The following is an 18495-nucleotide window of genomic DNA, read 5'->3' on the forward strand; positions in this document are numbered from 1 at the left end:
GGTCCCCGCAAATCAGTGTTGCGGGGACGCTATCAGCGGCAGTCTCAGCCGCAAATCGCCTTTTTTGCGCCGATATATTCGCGCTCCAGCCGATCGACCACGGCCGCGACCGGTTCGACGGACTTCACCGCGCCTATGCCCTGGCCGCAGCCCCAGATATCCTTCCAGGCTTTAGCCCCGGTGGTAGCCTTGTCGAAATCCATCTTCGAGGGATCGGCGACCGGCAGATTGTCCGGATCCATGCCAGCAGCAACGATCGACGGCTTCAGATAATTGCCGTGAATGCCGGTGAAATAGTTGGAGTAGACAATGTCGTTGGCGTGGGCGTCGACAATCGCCTGCTTGTATTCGGCGGACGCACGCGCCTCTTCGGTCGCGATGAATGGCGAGCCGATATAGGCCATGTCGGCGCCCATCGCCTTGGCAGCGAGCACCGCACCGCCATTGGCAATCGCGCCGGCGAGCAAAAGTGGCCCGTCGAACCATTCCCGGATTTCCTGGACAAGGGCAAAAGGCGAGAGCGTGCCGGCATGGCCGCCCGCACCGGTCGCCACAGCGATAAGCCCGTCAGCGCCCTTACGGATCGCCGAATTGGCGTGCCGGTTGTTGATCACGTCATGCAGCACGATGCCGCCATAGGAATGCACGGCGGCATTGACCTCCGGCACGGCGCCGAGCGAGGAAATGACGATCGGTACCTTGTATTTCACGCACATCATCAGGTCATGCTCGAGCCGCTTGTTCGACATGTGCACGATCTGGTTGACCGCGAAGGGTGCGGCCGGACGATCTGGGTTCTTCGCGTTGTGCGCTGCGAGTTCCTCGGTGATTTCTGCCAGCCATTCATCGAGTTGCGCCTCCGGCCGGGCATTCAGTGCCGGGAATGAGCCGACGATCCCCGCCTTGCATTGGGCGAGCGTCAGTTTCGGATGCGATATGATGAAGAGCGGCGAGGCGACGACGGGGAGCCTCAGATTGTCTTTCAGGATCGGCGGCAGGGCCATCACTTCACCTCCCAGGAAGTTTACGTTTACGCAAACGTCAAATAGCAGAACATGGGCGGCGAGGAAAGCGGGTCCTATGTTCGACAGTGATGCAAGCGTCTGATGCCGCAAATGTTGACATTGGCTGCGCAGCCTCATTCCTGTGTTTATTCGGCGCCATACGGGTTTTCCGGGCTTGTGCTTGAAATATCCAGAGTTTACCGAATCGAAACTATGATTGCGATGTGGCAGGGGCGATCCCCGAAGGAGTATGGCGGCCAATGAGTGGATTGGAAACGGCCATCAGGAAGGCCCTGGAGCGCGCTGACCGTTCGAATGCGGAGGCCCGTGCCCGGGTGTATCAGTCTGCCCGCCAGGCGCTCGAAACGGGCCTGCGCAAGCAGAACATCGACGACCCCGAATCCATAAACTATCAGCGCCGCCGACTGGAGGCGCTCATCCATTCGATCGAGCTCGAAGAGCGCGCCCGCCTAGAGGCGCGTCTGGAATCGGCTGCTCCACCGCCGACTGCGCCTGTGCCTCCGCCTCCAATGCGGCCTGCCGAGCCAATGGCAACCACGCCGCCAGACCGGCGCCCCGGTCGTGTCGAGCCCGGCTTCGACGCGGGTGATCCGCCGCTTGGCGCCCAAACAGGCTATCGCGAGCCTTCTTTCGACGAGCAGCCCGAGATCGCGGCGAGGGCGTCCGTTGACGCGCATGCCGATGAGGAAGGACCGATGCCGGACATGCGGTCCGAGCGTCCCCTGCGGGCACCGCGTCGGCGCCGCGGGATTGTGGCGCGACTGACCATCATGTCGATTTTCGTGGCGACACTCGGGATCGGCGCATGGTGGATCTACTCTTCCGGGTTGCTGCTAACGGAGGCCGAGCGTGACACCTCGGTACCCAATCCGCCGCCGCGCGCCGAAGCCGAAGACTTTACCGGCGCACCTGAGGCGACTTCCCCAACAGAGCCTGCCGGGCCGCAGGCGCTCGATGCACGCGGTGGCTTTTCGGATGACTGGATCGAGGTCTTTGCGCCGCAACAGGTCTCGGCGCTTCGCCCCCGCGCAAATGCGCTCGTCGATATTGTCACGGCCAGCGACGGCAGTGCCGCGCAGATTGTATCGCGCAGCGGTGACGAGGCTGGCGTGATCGAGGTGACGGTCCCGACAGAGGTCTTGCGCGAAATGGCAGGTCGCACTTCGACGATTGCGCTCACCGTGCAGTCGATGGATGACGAGCCTGTGCAGATCTCCGTCGAATGTGATTTCCCGCGCATGGGCGACTGTCCGCGCCACCGCTTCACTGTCAACCCGCAAAAGCTAGATGCTCTGTTCCGTGTTTCCTTCGACAACGGCATGGCGCCGTCCACCCCGGGACGCCTCCTGATCAATGCGGATCTCGCAGGCACCGGACGCGGCGTGAACCTTTACGCGATCCGCGTGCTGCCCGGCCAGTGACGGTCGCGCAGGCGTGATGGGGAGAGGGCGACGGCCCCCCAAAAAGGTCACTTCAGGAAGTCGGGGCCGCTGCCGATGATCTTCTTGTCGAGCTTGCCGATCTTCTCGATATCCTTGCCCTCGTAATCGAGCGAAAGAAGCATGTGGCGGATCAGGTTTAACCGCGCGCGGCGTTTGTCATTGGCATGCAGCACCGTCCACGGCGCGCGCTCGGTGTGGGTTTCCTTCAGCATTCGGTCGCGCTTTTTCGTGTAGTCGTCCCACTTGTTCAAGGCCGCGATATCCATCGGAGAGAGTTTCCAGCACTTCAGGGGATCGTGCCGGCGGTCGTGGAAGCGCTTCAGCTGCATTTCCTGGCCTGTATCCAGCCAGAACTTGAAGAAGCGGATGCCTTCCCGTTCGATCAATTTCTCGAAGCGCGGTACCTGCTCGAGAAAACTCTCGTATTGGTCGGGCGTGCAGAAGCCCATGACCGGCTCGACGCCGGCACGGTTGTACCAGGAGCGGTCGAACAGAACGAATTCGCCGGCAGTCGGGAAGTGCGAGATATAACGCTGGAAATACCATTGACCGCGCTCGGTTTCCGTCGGCTTGGTCAAGGCGACCACACGGGCAGAGCGGGGGTTCATATAGGAAAGTGTGGCATGGATGGCGCCGCCCTTGCCCGCGGCATCCCGGCCTTCGAACAGGGCCATGACGCGTTCGCCGGTCTTCTGCATCCAGAACTGCACCTTCACCAGCTCTATTTGCAGCTGGGTGAGTTCTTTCACATAGTCCTTCTCAGAGAGCTTTTTGTCATAGGGAAAGCCACCGGACTTCAGCGCCTTGTCTTCGATCCAGTCTGGCAGATCCGGCAGATCGATGTCGAAGACCTTCGGGGTTCCACCAACCGACAGGGTTACCGCCCTGCTTTCTGTTTGCGCGTCCATCCCAGCTCCCTTTGCCTTGTCAGTTTCAGATGTTCTTACTTGAGCCCAAGCCGAAATGAAGTTCAAGCATCTCGGTTCCCTCTTGTGAGCCGACGATGCCTCGGGAAAAGGCCTGGGAGGCGATGGTGTGGCAGTGTAACTTCTGTCATGAATCGCGACTATCAGGCTTGAATGAGGTCGAGGTGGAGAATGAGCGCGCATGCAGGACGATAAGGTTGGTGGTTGGCGCAAAGATCTTCGACAGCTTCTGTCCGCTTGGGTATACATTCTCGCTGCCGCCATCCTCGCTGTGAGTGCCTGGGCAACGGGCGCCGCCACAGGCTATGCAATTACCCTGTTCGTTCTGCTGTTTCTGCTCGTGGTCTTCCGGCAACTGCCCGAAGACGATATGCCGGCCGCGCCGACGCTAACCAACACGGAGCCGGATCCGCCGGCTGATCCGCTTCCCCTTATCCTTGCATCGCTCGACGGTCTCGACATGCCGATCTTCGTCCTCAGTCCCGAGGCCGAGTTGATTGCCCAGAACCAGGCGGCGCAGAAGGTTTTCGGCGAGCTCGTCGTCGGCCTGCATGTCTCTACCCGCTGGCGCTCCCCTGGTATTCTTGACATGATCCGGGAGACGACCGAAACCGCTCAGCCCAACCAGATCGAGCATTCGGAGCGTCACCCTTCCGAACGGGTCTATGTGGTGCGGGTCGCGCCGATCGATGCCGACAAGGCGGCTGGCGCATCCTATTTCCTTCTGTCGTTCAAGGATATCTCGGAGCTACGTCGACTAGATCGCATGCGCAGCGACTTCGTTGCTAATGCCAGTCACGAATTGCGAACGCCGCTCGCATCGCTTCGCGGGTTTATCGAAACCATGCAGGGGCCCGCCCGCGACGATGCGAAGGCCAAGGACCGGTTTCTCGCCATCATGCTGGATCAGGCTAACCGTATGAGCCGCCTGGTGGACGATCTCCTGTCCCTCTCCCGGCTGGAACTCAAGGCTCATGTCGCGCCAGACCAGAGAGTGGAGCTTGCGCCGATCCTCGGTCATGTCAGAGACAGTCTCGCTCCGCTGGCAGCCGAGCTCGGCGTCGAGATCCGCCTAGACCTCCCCGAGGAGAAGATCGAAGTCTTGGGCGAGCGCGACGAACTCGTCGAGGTCTTCGAAAACCTGATCGAAAACGCCTGCAAATATGGTCAAGACGGGGAAGTCGTGGAGGTTGCGCTCCGGCGCGATGCTGGCGGTGCGACGGAAGTCAGCGTCCGCGACCATGGTCCCGGCATTCCAGCAGAGCATGTGCCGCGCCTGACAGAACGATTTTACCGCGTCAATGTCGAGGATAGCCGTTCAAAAAAGGGGACCGGGCTCGGCCTTGCGATCGTCAAGCATATCCTCACCCGCCATCGTGCGCGTCTGATCGTGAGGTCCGAGCTTGGCGAGGGAAGCGTATTCACCGTCCGGTTTTGACATAAAACGCTATTCTGCTGCGGGGCATTCAGGATAAGTAATTGTAATATAAAGTCTATTTCTGTCACAAATGTTTCATCGAACTGACATAAAAGCGTGAGGCTAGAGCCGCTAAGAACGCAGTCGCCGCTGCTTGGGAGACGCCGCAACGGCCGCAAAGACACACAAGCCCTCACCGGGAGATGATCATGAACGCTCTGAAACTTTCCGCAGCTGCCTTGGCGGCCACCGTGGCCTTCGCCGGCGCTGCTGTAGCCCGCGACCAGATCCAGATTGCTGGTTCTTCCACTGTCCTGCCCTACGCATCCATCGTTGCCGAAGCCTTCGGCGAAAACACCGATTTCGCCACCCCGGTTGTTGAGTCCGGCGGCTCTGGCGCCGGCCGCAAGAAGCTCTGCGAAGGCGTGGGTGAGAACACCATCGACATCGCAAACTCTTCTTCGCGCATCAGCAAGTCCGATATCGAGCTCTGCAAGACCAATGGCGTGAACGACATCCAGGAAGTTCGCATCGGTTACGACGGCATCGTGTTCGCTTCGGACATCAACGGTCCTGAATACGCCTTCACCCCGGCCGACTGGCACAACGCTCTTGCTGCCCAGGTCGTTAAGGATGGCCAGCTGGTTGCCAATCCTTACAAGGCTTGGAACGAAATTCGCTCTGACCTGCCGGCTCAGCCGATCCTCGCCTTCATCCCGGGCACCAAGCACGGCACCCGCGAAGTCTTCGATGTGAAGGTCATTGAAGCTGGCTGCGAAGAAAACGGCACGCTCGAAGCCCTGATCGCTGCTGCTGGCGGCGACAAGGATGCTGGCAAGAAGGGCTGCATGGCTCTGCGCACCGACGGCACCTCCGTTGACATCGACGGCGACTACACCGAGACGCTCGCTCGCGTCGACGCCAACAAGAACGGCATCGGCGTCTTCGGCCTTTCCTTCTACCAGAACAACACCGACAAGCTGCGCGTAGCCACCATGGGCGGTATTGTTCCTTCGGTTGAGACCATCGCCAAGGGCGAGTACCCGGTTTCGCGTCCGCTCTACTTCTACGTCAAGAACGCCCACCTCGACGTCATCCCGGGTCTCCAGGAATACGTAGAGTTCTTCGTTTCTGACGAAATGGCCGGCCCGGATGGCCCGCTGGCGGCCTACGGCCTCGTTTCCGACCCGGAACTGGCCCAGACGCAGGAAGCCGTCAAGGCCCGCACGCCGATGGCACCGCTGAACTAATCTGATGCATCGGCCGGCGGCGCATGATGTGCCGCCGGCCTTTTTTGTTTGGCAGGGGACTATTGTCATATGAGTGGCGGCATCATCGTTCTCATTCTTGCGGTGCTCGCGTTGATCGGCTTCGTCCTCGGCAAACGCCGTGCACGCTCTCTCGCCGACAGCAGTGGTACCAAACTTCATTCTCTCTCAGGCTATTACGGTCAGACGGTGGCCCTGTTCACCGCGGTCCCTGCCTTCCTGCTGATGCTGGCATGGCTTTTCGTGCAGCCGATCATTGTCGAAGGTCGCGCCGACGCTTTGATCCCGGATAGTGTGATCCCGCAGGGCGGCGCACGCAGCCTTGTACTGTCGGATGTACGGCGCATCGCCGGCGGCCTCGACGCGATGATTGCCAATCAGGATGCAAGCGCAAGCGCCCTTGTCGATGGTCAAATCGACGTCTCGACCGTGCGAGCACGGCTTGCCGAAGTCGGTGTCGCGCTGGCAGGCGACGTGCCGGTTGAAGTTTTCGAAGCCGCAAAGGTGTATCGCGAGGCAGCGCGTACCGGTTCGATGATCATGACGTTTGCCGTGCTCGCACTGGCGCTAGGTCTTGGGCTCTGGTCTCTGAGCCGGATCCGCCCGGACATGCGGGCTCGCAATGTCAGCGAGACCTTCGTCACTGCCCTATTGATCGGCTCCTCGACGATCGCCATTCTAACGACGGTCGGTATCGTTGGTTCGTTGGTCTTCGAGACCATCAACTTCTTCAAGATGTATCCGGCCTCGGAATTCTTCTTCTCAACGGTCTGGAACCCGCAGTTTCGCGGTGGCTCGGAGCTCGGCATTCTGCCGCTTCTCTGGGGCACCATGTATGTGTCCTTCGTCGCGCTGCTTGTCGCCGTCCCCATCGGCCTTCTGATCGCAATCTATCTGTCCGAATATGCCAGCCCGACGCTGCGTGGCTTTGCCAAGCCAGCGATCGAGGTCCTGGCCGGCATTCCGACGATCGTCTACGGTCTCTTTGCCCTTGTGACGGTCGGGCCTCTGATCCGCGACTGGCTCGCCCAGCCCCTCGGGCTCGGCACATCGTCCTCGTCGGTGCTGACGGCGGGTCTCGTGATGGGCATCATGATCATCCCGTTCGTCAGCTCGCTGTCCGATGACATTATCAACGCCGTACCGCAGACATTGCGCGACGGTTCCTATGGCCTGGGTGCCACGCAATCGGAAACGATCAAGCGCGTCATCCTTCCGGCAGCCCTCCCGGGTGTCATGGGCGCCATCCTTCTCGCGGCAAGCCGCGCGATCGGTGAAACCATGATCGTCGTGCTCGGCGCCGGTGCCGCGGCAAAGCTCGACCTCAACCCCTTCGAGGCCATGACGACCGTCACGGTCAAGATCGTCAGCCAGCTGACGGGTGACACCGAATTCGCAAGCCCCGAGACCCTTGTCGCCTTCGCGCTCGGTCTCACGCTTTTCGTCATCACGCTTTGCCTCAACATCGTGGCCCTCTACATCGTGCGCAAGTACCGGGAGCAGTACGAATGACCGACATCACCGCTTTCGAGGCCGCCCACAAGGCCGCCGAGACCAAGTCGATCCTCACGTCCGATGCTCGCACGCGCAGCCGCAATGCAGCCGAGGCCCGCTTTCGGATGATGGGACTGATCGCCGTCATCATCGGTGTTCTGGCGCTTGTCGGTCTGCTCGCCTCAATCCTGTCAAATGGCCTGTCGTCCTTCCGCCAGACTTACATCTCGCTCGACGTCGATCTTGATGCAGCAAAGCTGGACAAGTCCGGTAACCGCGATCGCGCAGAGATTTCCAAGGTCTCGACCTTCGGCTACGTACCGCTGATCGAAGCGGCCCTGGCGCAAGCCATGCAGGAAAAAGGCATTGCAGCGGAAGGCATGAATGCCAAAGCCGCAGCGGAACTGATCTCGAAAGAGGCGCCGGCGAGCCTCCGCAACTATGTGCTGGCAAATCCCGAGGTCATCGGCACGACGGTAACATTCGACCTGCTGGCCTCTGGCCGCATCGACGGCTACTACAAGGGCCGCGTGACCATGGAGAGCGCGGCGCTCGACCGGAACACCTCGCCCGAGCAGCTGCGTCTGGCAGACGCGCTGAAGGACGCAGGCGTGTTGACGACCCGGTTCAACTGGAACTTCTTCACCGCGCCCGACGCCTCCGATACCCGGCCCGAAGCCTCCGGCCTTGGCGTCGCAATCCTCGGCTCTGCCTACATGATGCTGATCGTTCTGTGCCTGTCGTTGCCGCTTGGGGTTGCTGCCTCGATCTATCTTGAAGAGTTCGCGCCGCAGAACTGGTTCACCGACCTGATTGAAGTCAACATCGCCAACCTTGCGGCTGTTCCTTCGATCGTCTTCGGTATCCTCGGTCTCGCCGTGTTCATCAACTATGCTGGGTTGCCGCAATCGGCACCGGTGGTCGGTGGTCTTGTTCTGACGCTGATGACACTGCCCACGATCATTATTGCGACCCGTGCCGCACTCAAGGCCGTACCGCCCTCGATCCGCGACGCAGCTCTCGGCGTCGGCGCCTCGAAGATGCAGTCGATCTTCCACCATGTCCTGCCGCTCGCAATGCCGGGTATCTTGACCGGTACGATCATCGGCCTTGCCCAGGCGCTCGGCGAGACAGCGCCACTGCTTCTCATCGGCATGGTGGCTTTCGTTCGCGAATATCCTGGCGCTCCACCGGAAGGCTTCTTCGATCCGGCATCGGCCCTGCCGGTCCAGGTCTACAACTGGACCCAGCGCGGTGACCCAGCCTTCGTCGAGCGTGCATCCGGTGCCATCATCGTGCTCCTGGTGTTTCTGATCCTTATGAACCTGATCGCAATCATTCTTCGCCGCCGCTTCGAGCGTCGCTGGTAAGGAGTTCCAAGATGATGAACAATCTCGCGACCAAGATGACCACGACGAAAGCTCCGACAATGACTGAAGCCAAGATCACCGCCCGCAACGTGCAGGTCTTCTACGGTGACAAGCACGCCCTCAAGGATGTCGACATCGACATCCGCCCCCGTTCCGTTACTGCCTTTATCGGTCCGTCGGGTTGCGGCAAATCCACCTTCCTGCGCTGCATCAACCGTATGAACGATACGATCGCGAGCTGCCGTGTCGAGGGAAGCATCCTGATCGATGCCGAAAACATCTACGACACCAAGGTTGACCCGGTGCAGCTCCGCGCCAAGGTCGGCATGGTCTTCCAGAAGCCGAACCCCTTCCCGAAGTCGATCTACGAAAACGTGGCTTACGGTCCTCGCATCCATGGTCTCGCCCGTAACAAGGCGGAGTTGGACGAGATCGTTGCGACCGCGCTGCAGAAGGCCGGCCTCTGGAACGAGGTCAAGGACCGTCTTGATGCCGCCGGTACAGGTCTTTCCGGTGGCCAGCAGCAGCGTCTGTGTATCGCGCGAGCGGTCGCCGTGAGCCCGGAAGTCATCCTGATGGACGAGCCCTGCTCGGCGCTCGACCCGATCGCCACCGCCAAGGTGGAAGAACTGATCCACGAACTGCGCGAGAATTTCACCATCGTCATCGTGACGCACTCGATGCAGCAGGCGGCCCGCGTTTCCCAGCGCACCGCCATGTTCCACCTCGGCAATCTGGTCGAGGAGAACGACACCGACAAGATGTTCACCAATCCGGATGACCAGCGCACCCAGGACTACATCATGGGCCGCTTCGGCTGAGCCCGGGCACCATCCTCGGTTGAACTCAATTTCAAGGACGTTTCAAATGGGCTCCACACACATCTACTCGGCCTTCGACGAGGAACTGAAGTTCCTGATGCGCCGCATCTCCGAAATGGGCGGTCTGGCGGAACAGATGGTCGCCGAAAGCGTGCGCGCGCTGGTCAATTCCGACGCTGCCCTCGCTCAGAAGGTGATCTCCGACGACGTGCTCATGGATGCCATGGAGCGCGAGATCGGCGACAAGGCAGTCATCACCATCGCAAAGCGCCAGCCGGTCGCCTCGGATCTTCGCGAAATCATCGGTGCGCTGCGTATCGCGGCCGATCTCGAGCGCGTCGGTGACCTCGGTAAGAGCAACTCCAAGCGTGTCGTCGCCGTTCAGGCAACCGGCGTTCCGCGCAAGCTCGCTCGTGGCCTGGAGCACCTTTCGGACCTGGCTCTTGCCCAGCTCAAGGAAGTGCTCGACGTCTACACGACCCGTTCGGCTGAAAAGGCTAAGTCCATCCGTGACCGCGACGAGGAGATCGATGCGATCTACACCTCGCTCTTCCGCGAACTCCTGACCTATATGATGGAAGACCCGCGCAACATCACGAGCTGCACCCATCTCTTGTTCTGCGCCAAGAACATCGAGCGCATCGGCGATCACGCGACCAACATCGCCGAGACCATCTACTACATGGCCACCGGCGCCCAGCCGGAAGGCGAGCGCCCGAAGGAAGACCTGACCTCTTCCGTCGGCGCAATCACCGAGTGACGATGGCCAGCGAGGTTGATGATCAATGCAGCCGAAGATTGCCGTAGTCGAAGACGAGGAGGCCCTTTCGGTCCTCCTGCGTTACAATCTCGAAGCCGAGGGTTATGAGGTCGAAACGATCCTGCGGGGCGACGAAGCCGAGATCCGGCTTCAGGAGCGCGTGCCCGATCTCCTGATCCTGGACTGGATGCTTCCGGGCGTCTCCGGCATCGAACTGTGCCGCCGTTTGCGCGTGCGACCCGAGACCGAGCGTCTGCCGATCATCATGCTGACGGCGCGCGGCGAGGAAAGCGAGCGCGTGCGTGGTCTGGCGACGGGTGCCGACGACTATGTCGTCAAGCCCTTCTCTACCCCGGAACTGATGGCTCGCGTTAAGGCCATGTTGCGGCGTGCCAAGCCCGAAGTCCTGTCCAGCGTCCTGCGCTGCGGCGACATCGAGCTTGATCGCGAGACGCATCGGGTGCATCGCAAGAGCCGCGAGGTTCGTCTCGGGCCGACCGAGTTCCGCCTTCTGGAGTTCCTGATGGCGTCGCCTGGCCGGGTCTTCTCTCGCTCGCAGCTTCTCGACGGTGTCTGGGGCCACGACATCTATGTCGACGAACGTACGGTCGACGTGCATGTCGGTCGCCTGCGCAAGGCGCTCAACTTCTCCAACATGCAGGATGTCATCCGCACCGTCCGCGGTGCCGGCTATTCGATGGAAGCCTGACCATCCGAATGCACTAGGGATCAAGGGCCGCGCGGATTGTCCGTTGCGGCCCTTTTTCATGGGCGACAGGCGGTAACGAAAAACGGGCCCCGAAGGACCCGTTTCAAACTCCAAGCTTCGCTTGATATCAGCGGGCGGCCTTTCGGCGTTCGCTGACCGGCTGATAGGCGAGCTTCGCGTGATAGGTGCAGTAAGGTGCGCTATCGGCGATTTCGCAGCCGCAGAAGTGGAAATCGTCCTTCATCGGATCGCCGATCGGCCACTTGCAGGTGCGCTCGGTCAGTTCCGTCAGGGCCAGACGACGCGAGATCGGTACGACCACGTTCAGCGGACGACGAACTTCGACTTCTTCGTAGGCCTCGACTTCGATCTCTTCCTTCAGCATCGTCGCGCCAGCTGCACGGGGCACGGTTCTCGTGGCCGTCGCTGCCGCGGGGCGGTTCTGGAAGGTTGCCGGGCGCTGGGTCTGCGCCGGACGCTTCGCCGGGCGAGCCGCAGACGAACTGCCGCCTGCCTTGGCGCGACCCGGAAGATTGAGGCGGTGAACCTTGCCGATGACGGCATTTCGGCTCACGCCACCGAGTTGAGCCGCAATCTGGCTTGCGCTGAGGCCTTCGGCCCACAGCCGTTTCAGTCTTTCGACCCTGTCGTCACTCCATTGCGCAGTCGTCATGCCAATTCTCTCCGCCGCTCGCGTCTGTCATGGCAGAATCCGTCACCCCTGCTTCGAACGAATTCGAAACATAGCCGCCTCGTTACTGTCGGTGAGCACTTCCGCCGCATGCAATCTATTAATGAAATTTAACCTAGTGGCACGCTGACTCCGTGACAAGAGTCGGGGGAATCATCTGGAATCGATTTTCCGGTTTTCCCCAACTTGCTTCCCGAGTGAGTCAAGTATGCAACAGGTGGAATCTTGTCGCGCACCCTTCTGGCGCGAGGCGGCCAAATCCGCGCCTACTCCTGCGATTCCTGCGGAATTCGTTGACATCGCAGGGTGAAATGCCGATAGTGCCCGCGCCGCCGCAAGGCGGCATTTTTAATTTTCTAAGGCCTCGAAAAGGCCGCGTCGTCCCGTGTGACGGATTGTCGAGAAGGATCGTGACAGCCATGGCCGAAGCTACGCCGCTCTACCAGACCTACAATCGGGCGCCGCTGCGTTTCGAGCGAGGCGAGGGCGTCTGGCTCGTGACCGAAAGTGGTGAACGCTATCTCGATTTCGCAGCCGGTGTCGCCGTCACCTCGGTCGGCCATGGCCATCCCCATGTCGTTGGCGCGTTGAAGGATCAGGCCGACAAGGTCTGGCACCTCTCCAACCTCTATGAGGTGCCGGGGCAGGAAGTGCTGGCCAAGCGTCTGACCGATGTCACCTTCGCCGACCGTGTCTTCTTCACCAATTCGGGCGCTGAAGCCCTCGAATGTGCGATCAAGACGGCGCGTCGCTATCACTTTGCCAAGGGGCATCCGGAGAAATTCCACATCATCACGATGGAAGGCGCCTTCCACGGCCGCACCATCGCGACAATCGCTGCCGGCGGCCAGGAGAAGTATCTGGAAGGCTTCGGTCCCAAGGCCCCGGGTTTCGATCAGGTGCCGTTTGGCGACATCGAAGCCGTCAAGGCGGCAATCACCGACGCAACGGCTGGGATCCTGGTCGAGCCGGTGCAGGGCGAGGGCGGTATTCGTCCGATCCCGGTGGAGATGCTGCGCGCCTTGCGCGACCTCTGCGACGAACACGGCTTGCTGTTGATCCTCGACGAAGTCCAGTGCGGCGTCGGTCGGACTGGAAAGCTCTTTGCCCATGAATGGGCTGGCATCACGCCCGACCTCATGGCGGTTGCCAAGGGTATTGGCGGCGGTTTCCCGCTCGGCGCCTGCCTGGCGACCGAAGAAGCTGCCTATGGCATGAAGCCAGGGACGCATGGCTCGACCTATGGCGGCAATCCGCTCGCCATGGCCGTCGGAAATGCCGTTCTCGATGTCGTGCTCGGCGAGGGTTTCCTCGACAATGTTCGCGATACAGCCCTCGTCTTCCGCCAGGGTCTCGCCTCGCTGAAGGATCGTTACCCGGATGTGATCGAGGAAGTGCGCGGCGAAGGCCTGATGCTCGGCATCAAGGCCAAGATCCCGAATACCGAACTCTTGATGGCAATGCGCGACGAGCATCTGCTCGGCGTGCCCGCCGGCGATAATGTTATCCGTCTCCTGCCGCCGCTGACGGTGACCGCCGAAGAAGCTCGCGACGGTCTCGCCCGTATCGAACACGCCGCGGAGCACATCCGCGCCAAGGCCGCAGTCGCAGCATCTGCCTAAGACAGGACCCATTCATGGCATCTCCGAAGCACTTTCTCGATCTCTCCGCCATGACGGCCGGGGACCTGCGTGGCATTCTTGAGGACGCGAAGACCCGCAAGCAGGCGACCAAGGCCGGCACCGCCGACAAGCCGCTCGCCGGCAAGATGCTGGCGATGATTTTTGAGAAGCCGTCCACCCGCACGCGTGTTTCCTTCGATGTCGGCATGCGCCAGCTCGGTGGCGAGACCTTGTTCCTTTCGGGCACGGAAATGCAGCTCGGTCGCGCGGAGACCATTGGCGACACCGCCAAGGTTCTGTCGCGCTATGTCGATGCGATCATGATCCGAACCACTGACCATGCCCGTCTCCTGGAGATGGCCGAGCATGCGACGGTTCCGGTCATCAATGCGCTGACAGATCTCACCCATCCCTGCCAGATCATGGCAGACATCATGACCATCGAGGAGCATCGTGGCCCCGTGACGGGCAAGACGCTCGCCTGGACCGGCGACGGCAACAATGTCCTGCATTCGCTGGTCGAAGGGGCAGCCCGTTTCGGCTACCGGATGAACATGGCCGTGCCACTCGGCTCCGAGCCCGATGACAAGATCCTGAACTGGGCCCGCAACAATGGCGGCGAGATCATGCTCTGCCATGACGCAGATCGTGCGGTCGCGGGTGCTGATGCCGTGATCACCGATACCTGGGTGTCCATGAACCAGGAGCACAAGGCACGTGGCCATAACGTCTTCCAGCCTTTCCAGGTGAATGCGGAACTGATGAAGAAGGCGAAGGAGGAAGCGCTCTTCCTTCACTGCCTGCCGGCCCATCGCGGCGAAGAAGTCACCGACGAGGTGATCGATGGCGCGCAGTCGGTGGTATTCGACGAGGCCGAAAACCGCCTGCATGCGCAGAAGTCGATCCTCGCCTGGTGCCTCGGCGCGATCTGAGGCCGGGCAGGGGCTTTGGCGCCCGACTTGACCTTTGGCACGGGTGATCCCATCTGTGCCGTTTCTGATCGGGCCGCTCGGGCCCAGCGTTTGGCGCTTCAAGCGCCGGGAGTACATTCATGTCGATGAGACAAGCAGAACTCGGCGAATTCGGTTTCGCCGGTGACGATCGTGTGGTTCCCTTCCAGGTGGAGGGCCTCGATGTGCGCGGCCGTGCCGTCCAGCTCGGACCGTTGATCAATTCCATTCTCGACCGCCACGACTATCCGGCGCCGGTCGCGCGGCTTCTCGCCGAAGCCATCGTCCTGACCGTGCTGATCGGGACGTCGCTGAAGTTCGAGGGCAAGTTCACGGTCCAGACCAAGGGTGACGGCCCGGTCGACCTGCTGGTTGCCGATTTCAGCTCGCCTGAAAACGTGCGCGCCTATGCCCGCTTCGACGAGCAGGCGGTCGCCGATGCCGTTGCTGCCGGTCGTGCCTCGCCCGAGGAGCTGCTCGGCGCGGGCGTGCTCGCCTTCACCATCGACCAGGGCTCCTTCATGCAGCCCTACCAGGGCATCGTGCCGCTCGACGGAACATCGCTCGAAGACATCGCCGGTGTCTATTTCCGCCAGTCGGAACAGATCCCGACGCGTGTCCGCCTGGGCGCTGCCGAACTCTTCGATCGGGATGCAGACGGCAAACCACGTCGCACGTGGCGGGCAGGGGGTCTCATCGCGCAGTTCCTGCCGGATGCGCCAGAGCGGATGCGCCAGCCCGATCTGCATGGCGGCGACGGCGACGACCGCGATGTAGATCTGCACGGCGACGATACCTGGGATGAGGCTCGCGTGCTGGTCGAGACGATCGATGCGGATGAGCTGACCGATCCGCAGGTGGGTATCGAGCGGCTGCTGTTCCGCCTCTTCCACGAGCGCGGTGTGCGGGCTTACGAACCGCAGGCAGTTTACGACCGCTGCAGTTGCTCACGCGAGCGCCTGAAGGGTGTTCTCCAGGGCTTCTCCGCCGAAGAGATCGAGGCGAGCACGGAAGACGGCACGATTACGGTGACCTGCGAATTTTGCTCGACCAACTATGATTTCGAGCCTGGCGAACTGACGCCGGCTTGATCAAGCGGAATGCCGAAGATGAGAAAGGCCGGAGCGATCCGGCCTTTTCTTTGGTTGCATGTAGCAAGCGCCGGGAGGATTTACGCCTCCGATGATGCCGGGTGAGCGCCGATCGCTTTCTCAACGGCGATGTCCGCCATGGCGAGGATCGCGTCCCGCGAATTTGCTGCCGCGATGAAGCGGCCATTGTGACAGAAGGTGGCGCCCTTGACGCCGCAGGCAGCCTCTAGGTCACCGTTGCTCAGGCCTGCCCAGGCGGCGGGTAGATCTGCCCGCTGCTCGAAACTGTCTTCCGCCTTGCGGATTCCGGTGATGCACCAGTCCTTGTCGCGTGGATGAACGACGAAGAGCAGTTGGTCGGCGCCTGCCTTGACGATGGCCGGGCGGAACGGCATGCCCATCGGCAATTCGAGGACGCGAGCGTCCCCTGTTGCTGCGATCGCTTCCAGCACCATCGTCTCGGCGCGCAGCTTCGCCGCCCGCTGGCCGATGGCAGCTTCAACGATCATCCGTGCAATCGAAAGGGCGGACTGGAAGCCGCGATCGTCGGCTCCGGGCTCCTTGTTGTCGAAAACAGGCTTCAGCGTTTCGAGCAGGCTCGGCAGGGTGAGATCGGCCAGTGGCCCGGCCGTTGCCGGGCTGAGCGCGCCATTGTCCATCAGGTCGATGGGCAGAACGAACTTCGCATCGAAGCTCTGGTGGACCGCCTCGACATGAGTGCTAGGGAGACCCATGGCTGCAAGATAGGCGCGCCCGTAATGCCTCCAGATGAGCCCGAAGGAGCTGTAGGGCTGTCCATCGTCGCGAAGCGGTGCGCCGCGCTGATGATGGTCGAAGATCTGCGCTTCGGCATCATAGGCGCCGCCGACATCATAGATGATCCGGTCGGATGCCGGAGTGATCCAGTCCGGCGCGCGACTGCGCACGATCGTCGCATCGGGATAGAGCCGTGTCAGGATCACGCTCGACAAGAGTTCGTCGGCATGGAAGCCACCACTATGGGTGACGAGATGGGTAATGCTCATGCCGGTTTAGCCCTCTGGATGGCGTCGCGATCGATGCCATCAGATAGCGGCTGGGGCCGGTCAACTCAACTGGCAATCGTCAATTGAGGGTGCGGACCATGCCTGGGCTGTCGAGGGAAAAGGCAGGTATTTCGACGTCGAAGGTCTCTCCGTCGTCGGTTTCCATCCGGTAGGTGCCATACATCATGCCCGAGGGCGTATCGAGCGGGCAGCCGGAAGAATATTCGTAAGTGTCGCCGGGATCGAGGCGCGGCTGCTCGCCCACTACGCCCGGGCCGCTTACCTCATCCACCTGACCGTTCTGGTCGGTGATGTGCCAGTAGCGATGGGTCAACCGCACAGGTTTGCCCGAGTGATTGGATATCACGATCCGGTAACCCCAGACATAGCGACTGTCATCGGGGTCCGACTGTTCCTCGAGATAGTAAGGTTCGACCAGAACCTCTATGTCCCGTGTCAGCGCGCGATACATGCCTGGACCCTGAAAAGCTTGTCATCAACAGTGATAGAGATGGCGCTCATTGTGGCGGCAGCAAGGGCGACACACAAACACCGTGCCTTTTGAAGGGATAACGACGCAACTCCTTACGTCAAGGGCAATGCTCCAGCCGCAACGCCTGTCGCGGCTGAAATATTTGCGTTGCTGAGCGCGTGTCTGGCGCTCAGATGGCCTTGAGCGCCCGTGCGAAGTCGTCCAGCAGGTCCTGGGTATCCTCGATCCCGCAGGAGAAGCGAACCGTGCCCCCGGAGATGCCGAGTTCGGCGCGTGCTTCGTCGGTCAGGTTTTTGTGGGTCGTGGTTGCCGGATGGGTGATCAGGCTCTTTGCATCGCCGAGATTGTTGGAGATCTTGACGATCTCCATGGCGTTCTGCAGCTTGAATGCCGCTTCTTTGCCACCCTTCAGCTCGAAGCAGACCAGCGTCGAACCGCCCGTCATCTGCTTGGCGATGATGTCGGCCTGCGGATGGTCCTTACGGCCTGGATAGATGACCTTGGCAACGGCACTCTGGTCCGCCAGGAAATCGGCAATCGCTGCCGCACTCGTCGTCTGCTGCTTCACCCGCAACGGCAGCGTTTCCATGCCCTTTAAGAGCGTCCAGGCATTGAACGGCGACATGGCAGGGCCGGTATGGCGGAAATAGTCGTGCAGGTTCTCGTTGATCCATTCCTTCGACGACAAGACGACGCCACCGAGGCAGCGGCCCTGACCGTCGATATGCTTGGTCGCCGAATAGACGACGACATGCGCGCCGAGTTCGAGCGGCTTCTGGAAGAGGGGGGTCGCAAAGACGTTGTCGACGATCAGCTTCGCGCCGATCTGATCGGCGAGCTTGGCGACGCCTGCGACGTCGATCACTTCGAGCGTCGGATTGGTCGGGCTTTCCAGGAACAGCACCTTGGTGTTCGGCCGGATCGCCGCTTCCCAGTTGGCAAGGTCACGACCATCGACCAGCGTGCATTCCACGCCGTAGCGGGGCGCCAGCGTCTCGACGACATAGCGGCAGGAGCCGAACAGGGCGCGGGCAGCGACGATATGGTCGCCGGCCTTGACCTGGCAGAGTACGGCAGCGGCAACAGCGGCCATGCCCGACGCCACCGCACGCGCATCCTCGGCGCCTTCCATCATGCACATGCGCTTTTCGAACATGTCATTGGTCGGGCTGCCATAGCGGGCGTAGATATAGCCGTCGTTCTCGCCCTTGAAGCGGGCTTCTGCCGCTTCCGAGCTTTCATAGACGAAGCCCTGGGTGAGGAAGATCGCTTCAGACGTCTCGCCATAAGGAGAGCGCAGCGTGCCGCCATGGACGAGGGTGGTGGCCGGGCGCCAGTTCTTGCTCATGCACGTGCCTTTCGAACACAAAAAAACCGGTCGCGTGAACGGA

The 18495-nt window shown here is 61.3% G+C and carries 17 protein-coding genes; 11 read left to right on the forward strand and 6 right to left on the reverse strand.

The window, feature by feature from the left end; genetic code table 11:
- Window positions 1-44: 44 nt before the first annotated feature.
- The gene (locus tag ACQKP1_RS02100; protein WP_427274014.1) at window positions 45-1004 is read right to left on the reverse strand and encodes an NAD(P)H-dependent flavin oxidoreductase; all 960 of its coding nucleotides are present in this window, start codon (window positions 1002-1004) and stop codon (window positions 45-47) included.
- Window positions 1005-1264: 260 nt separating this feature from the next.
- Between ACQKP1_RS02100 and ACQKP1_RS02105 the strand changes: the two genes are divergently transcribed.
- Window positions 1265-2446, forward strand: coding sequence for a hypothetical protein (locus ACQKP1_RS02105; RefSeq protein ID WP_427274015.1), 1182 nt, complete (start codon window positions 1265-1267; stop codon window positions 2444-2446).
- Window positions 2447-2493: 47 nt separating this feature from the next.
- Here ACQKP1_RS02105 and ppk2 read toward each other — a convergent pair whose 3' ends face one another.
- Window positions 2494-3375 (reverse strand): polyphosphate kinase 2, encoded by an 882-nt coding sequence (gene ppk2 / locus ACQKP1_RS02110; protein WP_427274016.1) that lies wholly within the window; start codon window positions 3373-3375, stop codon window positions 2494-2496.
- Between the two features lie 199 nt (window positions 3376-3574).
- Between ppk2 and phoR the strand changes: the two genes are divergently transcribed.
- From phoR to phoB, 7 genes are all read left to right on the forward strand, one after another.
- The gene (gene phoR / locus ACQKP1_RS02115; RefSeq protein WP_427274017.1) at window positions 3575-4831 is read left to right on the forward strand and encodes a phosphate regulon sensor histidine kinase PhoR; all 1257 of its coding nucleotides are present in this window, start codon (window positions 3575-3577) and stop codon (window positions 4829-4831) included.
- A 188-nt stretch (window positions 4832-5019) separates the two neighbouring features.
- Window positions 5020-6060, forward strand: coding sequence for a substrate-binding domain-containing protein (locus tag ACQKP1_RS02120; protein ID WP_203019394.1), 1041 nt, complete (start codon window positions 5020-5022; stop codon window positions 6058-6060).
- A gap of 69 nt (window positions 6061-6129) precedes the next feature.
- The gene (gene pstC, locus ACQKP1_RS02125; RefSeq protein ID WP_427274018.1) at window positions 6130-7590 is read left to right on the forward strand and encodes a phosphate ABC transporter permease subunit PstC; all 1461 of its coding nucleotides are present in this window, start codon (window positions 6130-6132) and stop codon (window positions 7588-7590) included.
- Window positions 7587-8942, forward strand: a complete 1356-nt coding sequence (pstA, locus tag ACQKP1_RS02130) for a phosphate ABC transporter permease PstA (protein WP_427274019.1) — start codon at window positions 7587-7589, stop codon at window positions 8940-8942. The genes pstC and pstA overlap by 4 nt, the downstream gene beginning before the upstream one ends.
- A 35-nt stretch (window positions 8943-8977) precedes the next feature.
- Window positions 8978-9763, forward strand: coding sequence for a phosphate ABC transporter ATP-binding protein PstB (gene pstB, locus ACQKP1_RS02135; protein ID WP_246754100.1), 786 nt, complete (start codon window positions 8978-8980; stop codon window positions 9761-9763).
- Window positions 9764-9809: 46 nt separating this feature from the next.
- Window positions 9810-10523, forward strand: a complete 714-nt coding sequence (gene phoU, locus ACQKP1_RS02140; protein WP_203019402.1) for a phosphate signaling complex protein PhoU — start codon at window positions 9810-9812, stop codon at window positions 10521-10523.
- 25 nt (window positions 10524-10548) lie between these two features.
- Window positions 10549-11232 carry a phosphate regulon transcriptional regulator PhoB gene (gene phoB / locus ACQKP1_RS02145; protein ID WP_006727960.1) on the forward strand — a complete coding sequence of 228 codons (684 nt, stop codon included), beginning with the start codon at window positions 10549-10551 and terminating at the stop codon, window positions 11230-11232.
- 127 nt (window positions 11233-11359) lie between these two features.
- Here the strand turns inward: phoB and ACQKP1_RS02150 are convergent, their stop codons facing one another.
- Window positions 11360-11905 carry a GcrA family cell cycle regulator gene (locus ACQKP1_RS02150; protein ID WP_427274020.1) on the reverse strand — a complete coding sequence of 182 codons (546 nt, stop codon included), beginning with the start codon at window positions 11903-11905 and terminating at the stop codon, window positions 11360-11362.
- Window positions 11906-12342: 437 nt separating this feature from the next.
- Between ACQKP1_RS02150 and ACQKP1_RS02155 the strand changes: the two genes are divergently transcribed.
- From ACQKP1_RS02155 to ACQKP1_RS02165, 3 genes are all read left to right on the forward strand, one after another.
- The gene (locus ACQKP1_RS02155; RefSeq protein WP_427274021.1) at window positions 12343-13545 is read left to right on the forward strand and encodes an aspartate aminotransferase family protein; all 1203 of its coding nucleotides are present in this window, start codon (window positions 12343-12345) and stop codon (window positions 13543-13545) included.
- A gap of 14 nt (window positions 13546-13559) precedes the next feature.
- Complete coding sequence (gene argF / locus ACQKP1_RS02160; protein WP_427274022.1) at window positions 13560-14477, forward strand: ornithine carbamoyltransferase; 918 nt, start codon at window positions 13560-13562, stop codon at window positions 14475-14477.
- A 119-nt stretch (window positions 14478-14596) separates the two neighbouring features.
- Window positions 14597-15586 carry an Hsp33 family molecular chaperone gene (locus tag ACQKP1_RS02165; protein WP_427274023.1) on the forward strand — a complete coding sequence of 330 codons (990 nt, stop codon included), beginning with the start codon at window positions 14597-14599 and terminating at the stop codon, window positions 15584-15586.
- 80 nt (window positions 15587-15666) lie between these two features.
- On the opposite strand, the gene ACQKP1_RS02170 is transcribed toward ACQKP1_RS02165, so the two are convergent.
- From ACQKP1_RS02170 to ACQKP1_RS02180, 3 genes are all read right to left on the reverse strand, one after another.
- The gene (locus ACQKP1_RS02170; RefSeq protein ID WP_427274024.1) at window positions 15667-16611 is read right to left on the reverse strand and encodes an MYG1 family protein; all 945 of its coding nucleotides are present in this window, start codon (window positions 16609-16611) and stop codon (window positions 15667-15669) included.
- 79 nt (window positions 16612-16690) lie between these two features.
- On the reverse strand, window positions 16691-17083 hold the full coding sequence (gene apaG / locus ACQKP1_RS02175) for a Co2+/Mg2+ efflux protein ApaG (protein WP_006727954.1): 393 nt from the start codon (window positions 17081-17083) through the stop codon (window positions 16691-16693).
- A gap of 190 nt (window positions 17084-17273) precedes the next feature.
- Window positions 17274-18452, reverse strand: coding sequence for an O-succinylhomoserine sulfhydrylase (locus ACQKP1_RS02180; protein ID WP_427274025.1), 1179 nt, complete (start codon window positions 18450-18452; stop codon window positions 17274-17276).
- Window positions 18453-18495: the final 43 nt, after the last annotated feature.

This window comes from Allorhizobium sp. NPDC080224 (genome assembly GCF_050281005.1).
Lineage (GTDB): Bacteria > Pseudomonadota > Alphaproteobacteria > Rhizobiales > Rhizobiaceae > Allorhizobium.

Bases quoted from the DNA above. Each gene is read 5' to 3' on its own strand.
- ACQKP1_RS02100 (WP_427274014.1), bottom strand. From the start codon at position 1,004: ATGGCCCTGCCGCCGATCCTGAAAGACAATCTGAGGCTCCCCGTCGTC.
- ACQKP1_RS02105 (WP_427274015.1), top strand. From the start codon at position 1,265: ATGAGTGGATTGGAAACGGCCATCAGGAAGGCCCTGGAGCGCGCTGAC.
- ppk2 (WP_427274016.1), bottom strand. From the start codon at position 3,375: ATGGACGCGCAAACAGAAAGCAGGGCGGTAACCCTGTCGGTTGGTGGA.
- phoR (WP_427274017.1), top strand. From the start codon at position 3,575: ATGCAGGACGATAAGGTTGGTGGTTGGCGCAAAGATCTTCGACAGCTT.
- ACQKP1_RS02120 (WP_203019394.1), top strand. From the start codon at position 5,020: ATGAACGCTCTGAAACTTTCCGCAGCTGCCTTGGCGGCCACCGTGGCC.
- pstC (WP_427274018.1), top strand. From the start codon at position 6,130: ATGAGTGGCGGCATCATCGTTCTCATTCTTGCGGTGCTCGCGTTGATC.
- pstA (WP_427274019.1), top strand. From the start codon at position 7,587: ATGACCGACATCACCGCTTTCGAGGCCGCCCACAAGGCCGCCGAGACC.
- pstB (WP_246754100.1), top strand. From the start codon at position 8,978: ATGACCACGACGAAAGCTCCGACAATGACTGAAGCCAAGATCACCGCC.
- phoU (WP_203019402.1), top strand. From the start codon at position 9,810: ATGGGCTCCACACACATCTACTCGGCCTTCGACGAGGAACTGAAGTTC.
- phoB (WP_006727960.1), top strand. From the start codon at position 10,549: ATGCAGCCGAAGATTGCCGTAGTCGAAGACGAGGAGGCCCTTTCGGTC.
- ACQKP1_RS02150 (WP_427274020.1), bottom strand. From the start codon at position 11,905: ATGACGACTGCGCAATGGAGTGACGACAGGGTCGAAAGACTGAAACGG.
- ACQKP1_RS02155 (WP_427274021.1), top strand. From the start codon at position 12,343: ATGGCCGAAGCTACGCCGCTCTACCAGACCTACAATCGGGCGCCGCTG.
- argF (WP_427274022.1), top strand. From the start codon at position 13,560: ATGGCATCTCCGAAGCACTTTCTCGATCTCTCCGCCATGACGGCCGGG.
- ACQKP1_RS02165 (WP_427274023.1), top strand. From the start codon at position 14,597: ATGTCGATGAGACAAGCAGAACTCGGCGAATTCGGTTTCGCCGGTGAC.
- ACQKP1_RS02170 (WP_427274024.1), bottom strand. From the start codon at position 16,611: ATGAGCATTACCCATCTCGTCACCCATAGTGGTGGCTTCCATGCCGAC.
- apaG (WP_006727954.1), bottom strand. From the start codon at position 17,083: ATGTATCGCGCGCTGACACGGGACATAGAGGTTCTGGTCGAACCTTAC.
- ACQKP1_RS02180 (WP_427274025.1), bottom strand. From the start codon at position 18,452: ATGAGCAAGAACTGGCGCCCGGCCACCACCCTCGTCCATGGCGGCACG.